Annotated in this window: 12 protein-coding genes; 6 read left to right on the top strand and 6 right to left on the bottom strand. The window is 57.3% G+C overall.

What is annotated here, in order from left to right; all coding sequences use genetic code 11:
* Nucleotides 1-58: 58 nt before the first annotated feature.
* From ACR0BA_RS00060 to ACR0BA_RS00050, 3 genes are all read left to right on the top strand, one after another.
* Complete coding sequence (locus ACR0BA_RS00060; RefSeq protein WP_170337618.1) at nt 59-1333, top strand: ABC transporter permease; 1275 nt, start codon at nt 59-61, stop codon at nt 1331-1333.
* A gap of 5 nt (nt 1334-1338) precedes the next feature.
* Nucleotides 1339-2550, top strand: coding sequence for an ABC transporter permease (locus tag ACR0BA_RS00055; protein ID WP_170599260.1), 1212 nt, complete (start codon nt 1339-1341; stop codon nt 2548-2550).
* A 163-nt stretch (nt 2551-2713) separates the two neighbouring features.
* Nucleotides 2714-3934 (top strand): aminopeptidase P family protein, encoded by a 1221-nt coding sequence (locus tag ACR0BA_RS00050; RefSeq protein ID WP_480725891.1) that lies wholly within the window; start codon nt 2714-2716, stop codon nt 3932-3934.
* Nucleotides 3935-3985: 51 nt separating this feature from the next.
* Here ACR0BA_RS00050 and ACR0BA_RS00045 read toward each other — a convergent pair whose 3' ends face one another.
* Genes ACR0BA_RS00045 through ACR0BA_RS00025 form a run of 5 tightly spaced genes read right to left on the bottom strand, consistent with a single transcriptional unit; the run spans nt 3986 to nt 9704 of the window.
* Complete coding sequence (locus tag ACR0BA_RS00045; RefSeq protein WP_480725890.1) at nt 3986-4996, bottom strand: Ldh family oxidoreductase; 1011 nt, start codon at nt 4994-4996, stop codon at nt 3986-3988.
* Nucleotides 4997-5006: 10 nt separating this feature from the next.
* Nucleotides 5007-5636: a DUF3726 domain-containing protein gene (locus tag ACR0BA_RS00040; RefSeq protein ID WP_480725888.1), complete on the bottom strand. Its 630-nt coding sequence runs from the start codon at nt 5634-5636 to the stop codon at nt 5007-5009.
* The gene (locus ACR0BA_RS00035) at nt 5633-7270 is read right to left on the bottom strand and encodes a hypothetical protein (RefSeq protein WP_480727426.1); all 1638 of its coding nucleotides are present in this window, start codon (nt 7268-7270) and stop codon (nt 5633-5635) included. The genes ACR0BA_RS00040 and ACR0BA_RS00035 overlap by 4 nt, the downstream gene beginning before the upstream one ends.
* Before the next feature lie 44 nt (nt 7271-7314).
* Entirely contained in the window at nt 7315-8292 is a 978-nt protein-coding gene (locus ACR0BA_RS00030) for a membrane dipeptidase (protein WP_480725887.1), read from the bottom strand.
* Nucleotides 8292-9704, bottom strand: coding sequence for an aldehyde dehydrogenase family protein (locus tag ACR0BA_RS00025; protein WP_480727425.1), 1413 nt, complete (start codon nt 9702-9704; stop codon nt 8292-8294). Before ACR0BA_RS00025 ends, ACR0BA_RS00030 begins: the two co-directional genes overlap by 1 nt.
* A 151-nt stretch (nt 9705-9855) precedes the next feature.
* On the opposite strand from ACR0BA_RS00025, the gene ACR0BA_RS00020 reads away from it, so the two are divergent.
* On the top strand, nt 9856-10761 hold the full coding sequence (locus ACR0BA_RS00020) for a LysR family transcriptional regulator (protein ID WP_480725886.1): 906 nt from the start codon (nt 9856-9858) through the stop codon (nt 10759-10761).
* Nucleotides 10762-11765: 1004 nt separating this feature from the next.
* The gene (locus ACR0BA_RS00015; protein WP_480725884.1) at nt 11766-13931 is read left to right on the top strand and encodes a dockerin type I domain-containing protein; all 2166 of its coding nucleotides are present in this window, start codon (nt 11766-11768) and stop codon (nt 13929-13931) included.
* A gap of 43 nt (nt 13932-13974) precedes the next feature.
* On the opposite strand, the gene ACR0BA_RS00010 is transcribed toward ACR0BA_RS00015, so the two are convergent.
* Nucleotides 13975-14439 (bottom strand): hypothetical protein, encoded by a 465-nt coding sequence (locus ACR0BA_RS00010; protein WP_480725882.1) that lies wholly within the window; start codon nt 14437-14439, stop codon nt 13975-13977.
* A gap of 213 nt (nt 14440-14652) precedes the next feature.
* Here ACR0BA_RS00010 and ACR0BA_RS00005 point away from each other — a divergent pair, with 213 nt between their 5' ends.
* The gene (locus tag ACR0BA_RS00005; protein WP_480727423.1) at nt 14653-15294 is read left to right on the top strand and encodes an acyl-homoserine-lactone synthase; all 642 of its coding nucleotides are present in this window, start codon (nt 14653-14655) and stop codon (nt 15292-15294) included.
* The last annotated feature ends 656 nt before the right edge of the window (nt 15295-15950 follow it).

Genomic DNA, 15950 nt, shown 5'->3' with positions numbered 1-15950 from the left:
AAGAAACGTCAGGTGGCGGTGCGCCGCCATCTGACCCGGGCACAACCAAGAGGCACTGATGACTGACGCAAGCCAAACCGCAGGACCCATGCTGGCAGCGGACGGAACGCCGCTCAAGCAATCGCTGGCGCGTTCATTGCGACGTCAGAAACTGCGCGCGCTTATGCTGATCGCGCCTTTGCTTCTGTTCGTGCTGTTTTCCTTCCTGGTACCGATCGCATCGATGCTGTTTCGGTCGGTCGAAAACGGGATTGTCTCGGAAACCCTGCCCTTGACGGTCGAAGCGCTGGACAACTGGGATGAAACCAGCGGCGAATTACCGGGCGAGGACGTTTATGATGCCTTCGTTCGTGACATGGTGGTCGCGATCGAAAATAAGGAACACACCCGGCTTGGCACGCGCCTGAACTACGAAGAAACCGGCATGTCTTCGCTGTTCCGCCAGTCAGGCCGCAAGATCAAACGGTTGGATCCTGAAACCGACGGTCCGTTCAAGGAAAAGCTGATCGAGATCCACGACGGCTGGGGGGACCCGCAGACGTGGCGCGTGATCAAGACCCATGCGGTTCCGATCACCAACGGTTACTTCCTGAACGCAATCGACATGCGGCGCACCCCGGAAGGTGCCCAGGCACAGCCGGAAGACAAACAGATTCTCATCAAGCTGTTCGGGCGCACGTTGTTCATGTCGCTGGTAATCACCGGGGCCTGCATCCTGCTGGCCTATCCGGTCAGCTACCTGCTGGCGACCCTGCCAATGCGCGTGTCGAACCTGCTGATGATTCTGGTTCTGCTGCCCTTCTGGACATCGCTTCTGGTGCGGACATCCGCGTGGAAGGTCATGCTGCAGCAGCAGGGCGTCATAAACGATACCCTCGTCTGGCTCGGGCTGGTCGCAGATGACGCCCGGCTGATCATCATCAACAACCAGATCGGCACGATCATTGCCATGACGCATATCCTGCTGCCGTTCATGATCCTGCCGATGTATTCGGTGATGCAGACGATTCCGCCATCCTACACTCGCGCGGCCAAATCCATGGGCGCCACGAACTGGACCACGTTCTGGCGGATCTACTTCCCGCAATCCATCCCGGGCATCGGAGCAGGATCGATCCTCGTGTTCATTCTGGCCATCGGCTACTACATCACGCCCGAAATCGTGGGCGGCACCAAGGGTGTCTTCATCTCGAACCGGATTGCCTATCACATATCGTCGTCGTTGAACTGGGGCCTGGCTGCAGCATTGGGGACGATCCTGCTGGCGGTGGTTCTGATCCTCTACTGGGTCTACGACAAGATCGTGGGCATCGATAACGTGAAGCTGGGGTAACCGACATGGCCGCACTGACACCAATTTCGCGCAAGCCCCTATCCATGGTCCTGCCCAGCGTCGCACTGGCCGGCGCGTTTGCCGGCATGTTTGTCGGCGCAGGAAACGGCTCGGTCCCCCTAGGAATGATCGGCGGCGCGGCGCTGACGGCCCTTTTGGCCTGGATCTACATCTCGTTCCTCAAGAACGAGAGACTTGCCTACTGGATCAACATCATCGGCTTTGCGGCCGTCGGCTTCGCGGTTTCCGGGCCGATGGGCGGTGTGCTCGGCTTCTTGGGCGGCTGGTTTTTCGCATGGTTCACATTCTGGCTGTACGAGGGCCGATACCGCCGCAAACTGCTGCCTTATCTGACGGCGCAGCAGGTGTTCTATCACTACCTGTTCCGGGTGATCTGCGGCGCGATCTTCGTTTTCCTGATCACGCCAATTCTGGTGGTTCTTCCGCTGTCTTTCAACGCGCAGGACTTCTTTACCTTTACACCCGAGATGCTGCGGCTGGACCCCGAAGGGTATTCGCTGAAGCATTACCAGGATTTCTTCACCAACAACGAATGGCAGCGCAGCTTCAAGAACTCGCTGATCATTGCGCCCATCGCCACGATCATATCGGTAACGCTGGGAACGCTGGCGGCCATCGGTCTCAGCCAATCGCATGTGCCGGGGCGGCGCGCCATCATGGGGATCCTGATTTCTCCGATGATCGTGCCGCTGATCATCTCGGCGACGGGCATGTTCTTCTTCTACAGCGACATCGGGCGCTTCCTTGAAGGCACTTTGGGCATGAACAAGACCTTTGTGGGCTACCTCAAGGTAATCCTGGCCCACGCCGTTCTGGGCATTCCCTTCGTCATCATCACCGTGACCGCCACGCTGGTCGGCTTTGACCGCTCGCTGACGCGGGCCGCTGCGAATATGGGCGCTGGTCCGGTTCGGACCTTCTTCAAGATCCAGATGCCCCTGATCCTGCCCGGCGTGATCTCGGGCGGGCTGTTCGCCTTCATCACCTCGTTCGATGAGGTGGTCGTGGTGCTTTTCGTCGGATCGGCCAGCCAAAAGACGCTGCCGTGGCAGATGTTCACCGGCTTGCGCGAGCAGATCAGCCCGACCATCCTGGCCGTGGCCACGATCCTCGTCGTCATCTCGATCGCGCTGCTCACCACGGTCGAGCTGCTGCGGCGGCGGTCGGAACGTCTGCGCGGGCTGACGCCGGCTTGACCGGCGGCGTGGCCTGATCTAACGATTTCCTTGTTCGCCCCCTGCTGCGATGGCGTCGCAGCACCCAAGGGGGTGATCGGCTCTCGGACCCCGAGACCGCCTGTCCTGTACGCCGGGACATGTGGCCGGGCTTTGCACGTCCGGCAAAGAAACGAGAGAGCACATGACAGACCTTTCAAATCGCCCTGAATTCTTCACTTGTCACAACGGCGACAAGGCGCCTCTGCCCTTCAGCCGTGCCGAGTACGACCGCCGGCTGACCAAACTGCGCGCTATTATGGCGCAGCGGGACATCCCGGTCGTCCTCCTGACCTCGATGCAGAACATCGCCTACTACTCGGGCTTTTTGTACTGCGCCTTCGGCCGGCCTTATGGCTGCGTGGTGACGCAAGACACTTGCACCACCGTGTCGGCCAATATCGACGCGGGCCAGCCTTGGCGCCGGTCGGTCGAAGACAACGTGATCTATACCGACTGGAAGCGCGACAACTACTGGCGCGCCGTAGCCAGCCTGATCGGGACTGCCCGCCGGATCGGCATTGAAAGCGACCACATGACGCTGGCTGCGCGCGACACGGCCCTGACCATGCTGAACCAGCCCGAGCTTCTGGACATCGCCCCCGACACGATGGCCGCGCGGATGGTGAAATCGGCCGAGGAGATCGAACTGATCAAAGGCGGCGCCCGCACGGCGGATGTGGGCGGCGCAGCCATCCATGCCGCGATTCGTGAAGGCGCCACCGAGATCGAGATCGCCATGGCCGGCCGCGATGCGATGGAGATCGAGATCGCCCGCGCCTATCCCGACGCCGAGTACCGCGACACCTGGGTCTGGTTCCAGTCGGGCCTGAACACCGACGGCGCACACAACCCGGTCACCAAACGGGCGTTGCAGAAAGGCGATATCCTGTCACTCAACACATTCCCGATGATCTCGGGCTATTACACCGCGCTGGAACGCACCCTGTTCCTGGGCGAGCCCGACGCCGACAGCCTACGCCTGTGGCAGGCCAATGTCGCCGCCCACGAACTGGGGCTGAGCCTGATCAAGCCCGGCGCGACCTGTTCTGGCATCACCGCCGAGATCAACCGGTTCTTCGCCGATCAGGACCTGCTGCAATACCGCTCGTTCGGATACGGCCATTCCTTCGGCATCCTCAGCCACTATTACGGCCGTGAGGCCGGTCTTGAACTACGCGAGGACATCGACACTGTGCTCGAGCCGGGCATGGTGGTGTCCATCGAGCCGATGCTGTGGATTCCCGAAGGTCAGCCCGGCGCGGGCGGCTACCGCGAGCACGACATTCTGGTCGTAGGCGAGGACGGGGCCGAGAATATCACCGGCTTTCCGTACGGACCGGAACACAACATCATAAAGGCGTGATGCAAGGGGGCGAGGCATCAGCCTTGCCCCTGTTTCCGCTGGAAACGGGTGTCAGGCCAGGATGGCGTGGATTTTGTCCAGCGTCGCGACGCTGACACCAACCCCGTCCTTGTTGGCCTTAAGGCGCTTGGCGCGCCGACCATCGCCGGGCAGACGCGCTCCTTCCTGATACCGGATCGCCTCGACCAGTTCCGCGATATTGGCGGCAAACCCCGACCCGGCCGTAGCGCCGGGGTCGATGGCAATGAAGAACTGGCCGGTTTTTGGCGGGCCGCCCACAGTTCCGGAAAAGGGTGAAGCATGGATGCCCAAAGTGGCCCCGGTCAATGCGGCGGCCATTACCTCGGTCAGGAGTGCGACGCCCACGCCCTTGTAGCCGCCAGAAGGCGCCATCGAGCCCTTGAGGCCCACGGCCGGATCAGTTGTCGGGTTGCCATCAGGGTCCAGCGCCCAACCGACCGGAATCGGTTTTCCCTCGCGGGCGTGCTTCATGACCTCGCTTTTTGCGATCGTGCTGGCACTTTGGTCGATCAAGACGGCAGGCTGCCCGTCAGCACCCGGAACGGCTAGCGAAAAAGGGTTTGTGCCTACGACGGGCCGAGAACCACCCGACGGTGCAATGGATGCAGGTGCATTGGTGAACCCCAGACCAACAAGGCCCGCCTGAGCCAAGCGATAGGTGTGATACCCCAGCACACCACAATTGTAACTGTTGCGGATGGCCAGCGCAGCTATCCCCTGCTCGCGTGCGGCCGGGATCAACGCGTCGAACCCCAAGTCGATCGCCGGGTGAGCGAAACCGGTTGCCGCATCAACCACCACCACGCCCGGTTTGGGGGCGGACATCACCGGCTGTGCCCGCCCGTCCACCTTGCCGCATTGTACGTGCTCGCAATAGATCGGGATGTAGGCCAGCCCATGGCTGGCCACTCCATCCGCCTCGGTCGCGGCGGTCGCAACCGCCAACGGCCGGGCATTGTCCTCGGACGTGCCGGCCGCCATCAGAGCGCGCAGCGACAGGTCCTCGATTTCAGCAAGGGACAGCGTTCGGGTTTCTGGCATCTCGGCCTCCTCAGTCATTATCGGACAAACCAGCACCTGCACCCAACCGGCGAGACTCCTCGGTTGCCGGGGCATAGGTGCGTTGAGCCAGAGTGTTCAAAAAAGCCAGAGCCGCAGACGCCGGCAGGGCGCGCGTCCGCTTGGCGCGCAGTTTTTTTGGTGTACCACCGATCCTTACGATGACCTTGGAGGCGCTTTCCGGCCAAAGATCCGGAGCATCAACGACCTCCCCATCCGTGGTGGCACTGAGTTCAGCGCAGACGACGGTCACAGTGGTCTGCAATCGGCGTGCAGCGTTGCCAGCGAACGGCACGAGAAACAGCGGAACCGCCACGTCATGCAGAACGATCGGCCCGCGGCCCAGATGTTCCGAACAATCTGACAGCAGCATCCCCGCCCCCAACGGGCACATCTGCCCATGCGCCCGCCAATTCACCCCGAGGTCCCGCGGCGTGTGCGCATCAATCCCAACGGCAAACTCCTGGCGCAGGACAGCTGACAAGGCGGCTGCACCGTCAAAACCTTGCAGACATAGCCAGCGGGTCGCTTTGGCGGCATCCTCGGCCGCCCCCCAGTGATGACCCGCCCCACGTGCCGCGCGTTTTGCCAATCCTTCGACCTCGTTCAGCGACAGGTTCATACCGGCACCTCCGGATAAACCCAGAAATCGGCATTCTCGGGCGAAAGATCCTCTGGGTAAGGCGCGCCTGAATACATGCAGATACGGACCCAACGGTCCGAGCGGGGATCGAAATGCGTCGCGCCAAAAAAGGACAGTTTGGCGCGGAGCATGTCGATCGGCAGGACCGATGCACCAATCGTGTTGTCTCGGATCTCGCTGTAGGGGGCCTTGCGGCTGATCTGCGCCCGGCGGATCGTGTGGCGATGTTCAGGATGACGCAGAAGAAATTCCGCTGTGGTCGCGGCTGTGTCCCAATCGGCCATTGCCGAATATGCCGCTGCCGCATCCCGTGCCGGGGCAAGCGGTTGTTCGTACTCGGCTACCGGCTCGTCAAAGCGCTCACCCAGTCTGGGTTCCAGCTTTTCTTCCGACACATACCAGACCCGTGCGCAGGCTTCCCGGGCGCCCCAGTCCAGATCCAACGCCCAGCCGAAACTGTCGCGGATCGCCTGCTGCACATCGGCCAGCGGCATGGCGCCGTCAATCTCGTACAGATGCGGGCTTGAATCTGCCATGCATCCTGACAAACCGTCCACCAAGTCTGAATAGGGTTCGAGGATCAGGGAAAGAAGCAACTCCTGCCCCTCCTCGCTCAGAACAGTTTCCGACCACTCCACCAGACGGTTCCACGGTCTTCGGCCAGTAAGCTCGTCATGGCTAAGAAAGTCCGCAATCGCCCCGAGGTCCGATTTCAGAGCAGACAGTTTCCGCTCTTGTATCGGATGTTCCGAATGCCATTGGTCGACCGACAATTGGCTGCGATCAAACACCGACCGGAATACACTGACTTCTTCTTTGGTCGCGGTTTCCACGGCCCGAACCCGAGCAATTGCCTCCTCGCGCGCCATGATCCAGTTGTTCAGTAGGACCGGATGATTGATCAGGAAGGGCGCCATGCCCAGCCCCGTGGAGTTCCCGATGCCAAGGCGGCGCGCGATATCAGGGGCCATCTTGACGGCCTTGCTTCCCCCTTTGGCGCGCGCCATGTGTTCGACCAGGTCCCGCACGAAGGCGCGGGTGAGGAAGACCGACAGCATCTCGGCCTGAAACGGCCCCTCGGTTTCCGTGCGGTTTGCAAGGTTTTCCCGGTCCGCGGCCCCAAATTTTCCCGATCCGTAAACAGCCGTGGTTCGCATCAGGTAGCCAACCTCTTGGATCTGCTCCAGATCCGGCTGTCGACCGTCAGCCAGGGCTTCGACGACATGCGTCCACAATCGGACCGAACGATTGGCCCGGGATAGCGACAGTTCGGTTTCGCTGATCCGGCCGGCCTCCTGCAGCGGAACATTGCGGGAAAGCCGGTCAAGGTCGGCTTCGGAAGGGATTCCGTCAAATAGGGTGAAGGTCGCGTCCCAAGCATCCGCGATCACCCGGTCCGACCGTTTATCCGGTGGAAGATCATGGGCGAAGGCCACCAGAGAATACGCGCGCTCGGGTCCTTGGGCGACATAGACGGCCCGTCCGACACCCGCCTCGTCAATCTCGAACACCGGCGTGGAAAACCGCCAGTTGTCGCGTGCCAGGCGGCGGGTCAGAACGCGCATGAAGCTGAGCCTGCACTGGTGCAAAGACCCGAGCCGGCTGAGCCGCATAACGGTTGCCGGATCCCGGCGCGCGATATGCGGCCCCGGTCCGGTCAATTCTGGACAGGTCCGAAGTTGTCCGCAAAGAAACGGTACCAGTTCTGCCCCATGATCCCGGCGACTTCGGTCGGGGTCATCCCAACCGCGAGAAGGCCGGCCTCGATCTTGTCAAAGTCACGATTGTCCTGGAACCACTTTGGCATCGGCGGAAAGCCCGGGTTCGCAGACGATCCTTCGCCGTAATCTATTTCCTTGGTCCAGCGACCCACACGCATCCACTCAACAACGCTGTCGGGTTGGTCCTGGCACAGGTCGGTTCCGATCCCGAGATGCTGTGTTCCGTATTTTTCAGCCGTTCGGGCAATCATGGTGCAAAAGCTTTCAAGCGTGCAGTCGGACTTGTCCTTCAGGTGATGAGGGTAGACCGAAAACCCAAGCATCCCACCTCTTTCCGTCACGGCGCGGATGACGGGGTCACGCTTGTTGCGCAGGGCGGGCGCCCATTCATGCGGATTGGCGTGGGTGATGGCGATCGGACGCGCGGAAAGGTCGGCCGCCTCGATCGTCGAGCGGTCGGCCGAATGGCTCATGTCGATGACCAATCCCACGCGGTTCATCTCCTTGATCACCTGCCGCCCCATCCGGGTGATACCGGTGTCTTCAGCCTCGTAGCAGCCGGTCGCCAGCAGGGATTGGTTATTGTAGGTCAACTGCATGAAACGGGCACCAAGGTCGTACAGTATTTCGATCAGCCCAATGTCATCTTCCATGGGTGATGGGTTCTGGAAACCAAAGAAAACAGCCGTACGCCCGGTGTCACGCGCGGTGTCGATGTCACTGGCCGATCGTCCCTTCATGATCAGGTCCGGGAACAACTCGAACCAGCGGTTCCATTTCTCGAGGTTCTGAACCGTTTCACGAAAATTCTCGTGGTAGGCGACGGTGACGTGAATGGCATCCACGCCCCCTTCCCGCAATTGCCGGAAGATCTTTTCCGACCAGTTGGCATATTGCAGGCCGTCAATCCGCATCAGATCGGTGTCCCGGCGCTGATATAGGCGGTTTTGACGGTGGTGTAGAACTCGGCGGCCGCTTTGCCTTGTTCGCGCGGTCCATACGAACTGTCGCCCCGGCCACCGAAAGGAACGTGATAATCAGTGCCTGCCGTGGGCAAATTGACGGTCACGACACCGGTTCTTGCATGACGCCGGAAATGCGTCGCGCGCGCAAGATTCTGGGTCACGATGCCCGATGTCAGGCCGAAATTCGTGTCATTCACGATCGTCAAAGCCTCATCATAGCTGTCGACCTTGAGCACGCTGGTCAGCGGGGCAAACATCTCTTCCCTGTTGATCCGCATGGTGTTGTTCGTATTCACGAACACGCCGGGCGACATGTAATACCCGTCATGCTGCAGCTCCAGCCTTTGCCCGCCGCACGCCAGCTCGGCGCCTTCGGATTGGCCAAGTTCGACATAGGCCAGGTTCTCTTGCAGTTGCTGCTCGCTGACGACCGGCCCCATCTGCGTGCCTTCCTCTAGGGCATGCCCGACCTTCAGTGCCTTGGCGCCGGCGACAAGCTTCTCGACAAACGCGTCGTGGATCGCGACATGGACCACCAATCGGGAAGAGGCGGTGCATTTCTGCCCGGTGCCGCCAAAAGCTCCGCCCAGTGCAACTGACACCGCCAGATCCAGATCCGCGTCATCCATCACGGCCAACGCGTTTTTGGAGCCCATCTCCATCTGTACCCTGGTCAGGTTCTGGATGGCTGCTGCGGCAATGCCCTTGCCGACGGGCACCGACCCGGTGAACGAGATCGCATCCACCTGAGGGCTCTCAACCAGTCTTTGGCCGATTGCGCCGCCTGATCCCATGACCAAACTGAAAAGACCCTTGGGAATGTCCTGACGCTCAATGATCTCGGTCAGGGCCACGGCTGACGCAGGGGTCAGGTTGGCCGGCTTCCACACAACGGCGTTCCCATAACACAAAGCGGGCGCGATCTTCCACGCGGCCGTAGCTGTCGGGAAATTCCAAGGAGAGATTACCGCGACAACCCCGACCGGTTCGCGGCGCACGTCGAGTTCGACGCCCTCACGTACGCTGTCCGCGTTTTCACCAATCTGGCGAAGGCATTCCGCCGCGTAATACGTAAAGAACTGCCCCGCGCGGTAAACCTCGCCCTTGCCCTCGGCAAACGGCTTCCCCTCTTCTCGCGACAACAACCGCCCCAACTCTTCGGCGCGGGACATCAACTCGGTCCCGATACTCATCAGAACCGCCTGCTTGCGTTCCAACCCATAGGCCGCCCATTCCAACTGCGCGTTACGTGCCCGATCAAGGGTCGCGGACAGCTGATCGGCGCTTGCCTGGGCGAACAGGCCAATCACATCCGTCAGATCAGAGGGGTTGCGGTTCTCGATCGCGGTGTCGCCGGCCATCCACTCGCCGGCAATCAGGTTCAATTGTGTCACAGGGGGCCTCGGGTCCGGTACGTTTCACGAACAGAATAGACCTCTGCCCGGACATCAGGCAAACTCAAACAAATTTAATGAACTTCAGGAAAACTGAAATTTGTCTTTGAAACTGGAAATGCTCCGCTGCTTTTGCACAGTCGCCCAATCCGGAAATCTTGCCGAAGCCGCAAGCCGTCTGGGTCGCACTCAGTCTGCGGTCTCGATGACCCTGAAACAGTTTGAAGAGCATCTCGGCAAACGCTTGTTCCTGGGTGAGCGAAAGAACCAGCTGTCGCCTCTGGGGGCGGAAGTCTTTGCCCTCGCCCAAAATCAGGTGCGCCAATTTGACGACACGGTCCAAAGTATCGAAGCCCTGGCCAAAGCGTCCCAAGGGCTGATCCGGATCGTTTCCGTCCCTTCGGTGGCAGCACTGCTGTTTCCATCGCTGCTTGACCACCTGTCCGGCACCTTTCCCGGCCTGAAGATCGAGTTGAGGGACACCGACACCCGACAGGTTTTGGACAGCCTCGCCGAGGGGCGGGCGGATGTGGGGATTGCCTCGGGTCATCACCCGTTGAACGGAATACAGGCCGAGCCGCTGTTTCAGGACAGGTTCGGGCTTGTGGCCGCCGCTGATCACGCCCTGATCACCGCGCACGAGCCACCAACGCTGAGCCAGGTCGCGGCCAAGGGATTCGTGCACAACTCGCTGTGCCAACTCATTGAAAATCCCGGTTTCGAAGACGTAATCGCAGAGTCTGCGATCACGGTGCACAACACTCACTCGTTGATCGCCATGGTCGCAACCGGGCGGTGGGTGACCATACTGCCCGAAACGGTCGCACGGTTTTTGCCGGAAAACACTGCCTTCCGTCCGATCGAGGATTTGTCGGACGTTCGTGATGTCTATCTGTACACCCGCGAGCGAACACAGTTCCCAGAAGTGGCAGAAGAGTGTCGCAGCCATATCCTGAATTGGCCTCGCAATCGAGACCCCAGAGAACAACCCTGCCAAGCGCACCCAAACGAGCGGGGTAGGTAAAATAAATACGATGGATAGAAAACAACGTACCGCACCGCCGGAAAGCCGCTCAGACAAGGACAAGCTTTTTTGCGTTTTCGGAGAAGATGGTGCCCCTACACGCATTCAAATCAAACTTGGCGCAGGAGTTACCTATTTACTTTCAATGACTTACAGGGATACGTATAGCGGAGGTGTCCCGAAATGTGCCCTGAATGTGTCCCGCCCAGCGCAGGAATGCAAGCGGGGATTGCCGTGGCGGAGTAGAGACCGCCCGTCACCCCCGCAAGAAGAGGGCATTCGGGAAGCCGGGTGCCTTCACATTCAGAACCTCAAATGAATTGGTGCAAAAATTCGCGCGCCTGAGATCATATAAGAGGCCGCGCGAATTTCCTCCGGTGGGGTGGGCAGCATGTCCAGCTTCCTGGATGGCTCAAGCGCCCGAGGCGTGGGCAACCCTGCCACCTGGGCCAAGGGCGCTCTACATCGAAATCAAACGCCGCTACAACGGATCGAACAACGGCGATATCTATCTAAGCCATCGTAACGCGGCAGCGGCTTTGAACGTCCATCGCAACACGGTTGGCCCTTGGTTTTGGGAGCTTCAGGAGCGCGGCTTTGTCACGATGTCCCAAGCCCCGCACCTCGGCTCGTCTGGCATCGGCAAAGCGTCTGTCTGGGCTTTGGATGAACTGCCAACTCGCAACGGCAAACCTGCAACGAAGCAGTTCATGTCTTGGCGGGCAAATCCAAGATACAAGAAGTATAGTCCGGAACGATAGTTGAAATGACCCCGATTCATTACCTAGGCTTCACGCAATTTCAGCCGACAGCAACCGCAAAAAACTTTTGGAACCCCGCTACCGGGTGTGCAACCAATTGATTCGTATCCGATACATTAACCCGACACGTGACAACCGATAAATATTTAATTTCGTTATAAAAAAACTAGGCGCACAATAGTTTTGACGAGAGGGCTCAGTCGCCGCAATGCTGGGGTAATCGTTGAAATCCTGGTGTGAAATATGCCGACTTATACCTACCAACTGACACCTGGTGAGACCTCAAACTCTGTCAATCAGGCGCACTTTGGCGCGAACTTCCGCGCGATGTTTCCAAAGATTGATGCGGCATTTGATATGCTAGGCGTCACGCATCTACGTTATCCGGCTGGTCAGGCGCAGCAAGAAAACATCACTCAAATGGTGAACGGTGGGCTTAACTCAAAGCTGGCAGAATTCTTGGACTGGACTGTGAAACATGAGATGCCTTTTTCATTAAGCATCCCAGTCGGGGAATCTCTCGCGACGCAATCGCAAATGAACCAGTTTGTGAGCGCGGTATATGGAGCACTGGGTCCCAACAGTCATCTTCTCACCTCTTTTGAAGTAGGAAACGAATACTGGTCTTTCCAAAGCGCGGACAGCTACGGTGAAGATGCGTCCAAGGCCGTGACATATCTCAAACATGCCATCGACGAGTTCAACGAAACTCACGTTGGCGTTCAAGTTGATCCGAAGTTCTTGGTTCAGACGGCACCCCCGTGGCATGTGGGGTCCAGCACAATGGACGAAAAAAACAAAGAGATTATTCAACATTTCGACGCGAATAACGATCTGTCGGACGGCCTTCAGGCAACAGTTGCAAGTGAGGCTTTGGACGGCATCGTGTCTCACTACTACTACAATAACGACCACGGCGACGACAACACATTCTCCCATGGATACCATGAGCTTCGGCAGATTGGGCCTCGAGCAGATATGTGGAATGAGTACTTTGTCCAAGAACTCGATTACAACATTACCGAGTGGAACGTCCAAAATACCCGGTTCGATCAGCAGGGACTGAAAGCAGCATCGGTCGTCTTGGAGCAGTTTGAGAATATGCTGATAGCGGGGGTCGATGCGGCAGACGTTTGGTCGGTAAGAAACAAGAACTACAACTCACTGGCCGGAGGAATAATGGAAGAGAATCCCATTCATCCTTCTCCGGCGGGTCAAGCCTTCATTTGGATGCGCGAAAGCCTTGTCGGGGAGGATGGAAGAGGTTTGTGCTTGATGGGTCTGGAAGGGCTTCCTGCCGAAAATCGACCTGTCGAGGTGAATGCATTTTCTGGGGATGAAAAAACCGTACTTTACGTTTCTACACGTACTAACGATTTTGACGTACAAGCTAACTTCGACCTATCGGGCTTGGTCAATTACCCTGCTCACATCTCAGTTAGGAAGATGGGAATCCTTGAAGGATCTGCTGACGGGTTGAGTGACCGCGCCGCCTTCTTGGAGGACGGTACCTTTGTCACCGGCTCCCGCAACGCCCTGAGAACCATTGATGAAGCCGAGAAGTTGGCGATTGAGGATAAGTTTAGCAATATTCTTGAAAACGGGCTTTTTGATCGGTTTTACATCGGAGACAACGGAGATGGGACCTACCGCACATATGTCCCCGACCCTTCGACCATCTTGCTGAAACCAGGGAAGACGCCGGAGACCGCTACGAGCCTCGACGACTATTACTTTGCAACCGAAGTTGATGTTGAGGTTGAGGTAACGCAGTACTTCTTCGAATACTTGTCCGATGTGAGACTGGAGTTTGACCCTTACGAAGTCGCTGAAATAGTGATTCAACCGTTGTCAAATGTTGGCACCAGCCTTCCTGGGGTGAAAGGGGATTTTACCATATCCCCTGATTTTGAGAATCCTGGTTTGAGCTATGCTACCATCGACGTAACTCGGGAGAACGGAGATCAATACTCAATTCAAGCTGACAAATATGGAAGATTTGAATTGCAGCCGACCGAGCAGAGCGAGAGTATTGATCTGGAAATTAGCCTTTCCTACAAAACGGATAGCAACCGAATTGACGCGCGAGATGCTTTGGAAGTTCTGCGCGCTTCGATTGGTCTAGACCCCACATTGGGCGAGCCAAATCCTGAGTTCTATATTGCCGCTGATATTAACAGAGATGGCGCTGTTACCGCTCACGATGCACTGCAGATTCTGAATCTGGCCGTTGCGCCTCCAGAAGACAAGGAGTTCGAATGGCTGTTTATCAAGGCGGGTCAAGACCTCTCCGGCCTAGATAGAAACAATGTCACCTACGAAACTAGTAGCACCGTTCAAGTACACGATAATACACTTGAAATGGATATGACTTCCATTCTTCTCGGGGATACTTCTAATTATTTTTGACATCTATCGCCCAATAACATGCACCATATAGTGGCTGTTGGTGTTATATCGGTTCGACTTTCGTAGCTTCGATTACTCTGGCCATGGCTGAAAATACTGACAAAAATATTTTTTGTTGCACTTGATGCGGCATCTTTGAATCAATGCACCTTTCTTGAAATCTGAGGAACTGAATCACGTCGTTGAGAATTATGTGTTGGCAACCCGAACCGGATATGTCGTCCACATTCAATTCTTCTACGCTAAGCGAAGTTTCCTCCGCAACTCCGATTGCCAATTCGATTGCCTGTTGAGCCTCGAAGTCTGCTTCCAGAAGGGTGGCAAGTACGCTAATCGCTACGACGTCGAAAAAATTTGCTAGGGCTTCCAACCTTCCACATCCATAGGCGATCTGCACGCCAAAGTGGGGCCTAAGTAATTGCCAAGACTTCGCAACTAGCTCCGTTGGCTTACAGACGACCGTCGTAATGTCTTCAAGCTGAAACGGTGTAGTAGTCGTGCAGATCATTTCAAAACTCCACTTAAGGTTGTTCGAAGATGGGATGTGACAACTAAAAAATTACTTAACCTAAAGAGCTCTGCTGGCCGAAGCGCCGCTTTTTTCTCGCAACAAGCTGTCTGAAAAAACTAACAACTAGTTACTGCTCTCCAGCCTGGAAAACGGACAATTAACCACAATCCCACACTCTGCCCATCCACACTAAGTCTGAGGGGAATGGATGTGCTGAGATATGTATTTGCAGATGAGCTTCACAGGTTTCCAAAGCTAGCAGAGGGGATGTTTCGGGACCGGGCCGATCAGTTCAAGACCCGTCTTGGGTGGGATGTCTCTGTTGACGAGAACGGGGAAGAGCGAGACCTATACGATGAACTAAACCCGCTCTATGTCATCTGGGAGGAGGCGGACGGCAGTCACGGTGGCTCTATGCGTATTCTGCCGACCACAGGTCCAGTAATGGTCAACGACGTGTTTGGACACCTCACTAGTGGGCGCTTGATCCAAAGCCCTCTTATTTGGGAGGTTACGCGCTTCTGCCTTGCTCGAAACTCCACGCCGCACATCGCAGGCGCCATCATGCTGAGCGGGGGCGAAGTAATGGAAGGCTTTGGTTTGACTCATATTGCTGGCGTATTCGACGCACGCATGATTCGAATTTATCGCCTTATCGGATCTTCGCCAATCGTACTTGGATCGGACGGAACAGGTCGCAACCAGATTTCAGTGGGATTGTGGCCATACTCCCCTGAAGACTGTAACCGAGTCGCTTATCGAGCAGGCATCAGTCGCGATCTTTCAAGGCTTTGGTTCAGATCTGCATTTGGATCGAAGCATCGTGAACGAAACCTAAGGTTTACAGCCTAGAAAGAGTTTTCAGGGCGAGTTGACCGACTCATTTCTGTCAGTCGCCCTGGCCCCACAACACTGTGTGCGAACCTCCAGTTGGTGCTCGAAGAGTGATGAACTCTTTGGACACTCTAGTTGGCTTCAAACGCACAAAGGAAAGCAAAACCCCTGCACATAACTCCGGACAACACGTCACTGGGTTTGTGACACTGGAGCGATATTGGAGCCTTTTTTCTTCGAGCTGTCATAAATTCTGTGACGTCAAACTGAAAGTTTGCCCAAGTGGCGTCAACGAAACCCGGACACATATATATCTTGCCATAGGCTCAGCTGACATGCGAAGGGGCCGGCTGACGTACGCGCTTTAAAAGACCCCACCCCACCGGGGGAAACTTGCGCGGCCTAATAAGTGATTTCAAGCGCACGAATTTTCGCACCTAATCTATTGAGGTTCTGAATGTGAAGGCACCTGGATTCCCGGATGCCCTCTTTTTGTGGGAATGACGGGCGGTCTCTACTCCGCCACGGCGACCCTTCCTTGATCTGTTCTGTCCGTCGTCAGTGATTTTGGGCCAGTTGGCAGCCTGAGCTAAGAGAGGGTCTGGCTCATCTGGTTAGTTTGATTATGCGGCGGATTTGCGGTGAAGCAAGCGCCGGGTTTCGATGGTCTTCTG

The organism is Ruegeria sp. CI5 (genome assembly GCF_056536885.1).
This window is presented reverse-complemented; position numbering and strand designations above follow the sequence as displayed.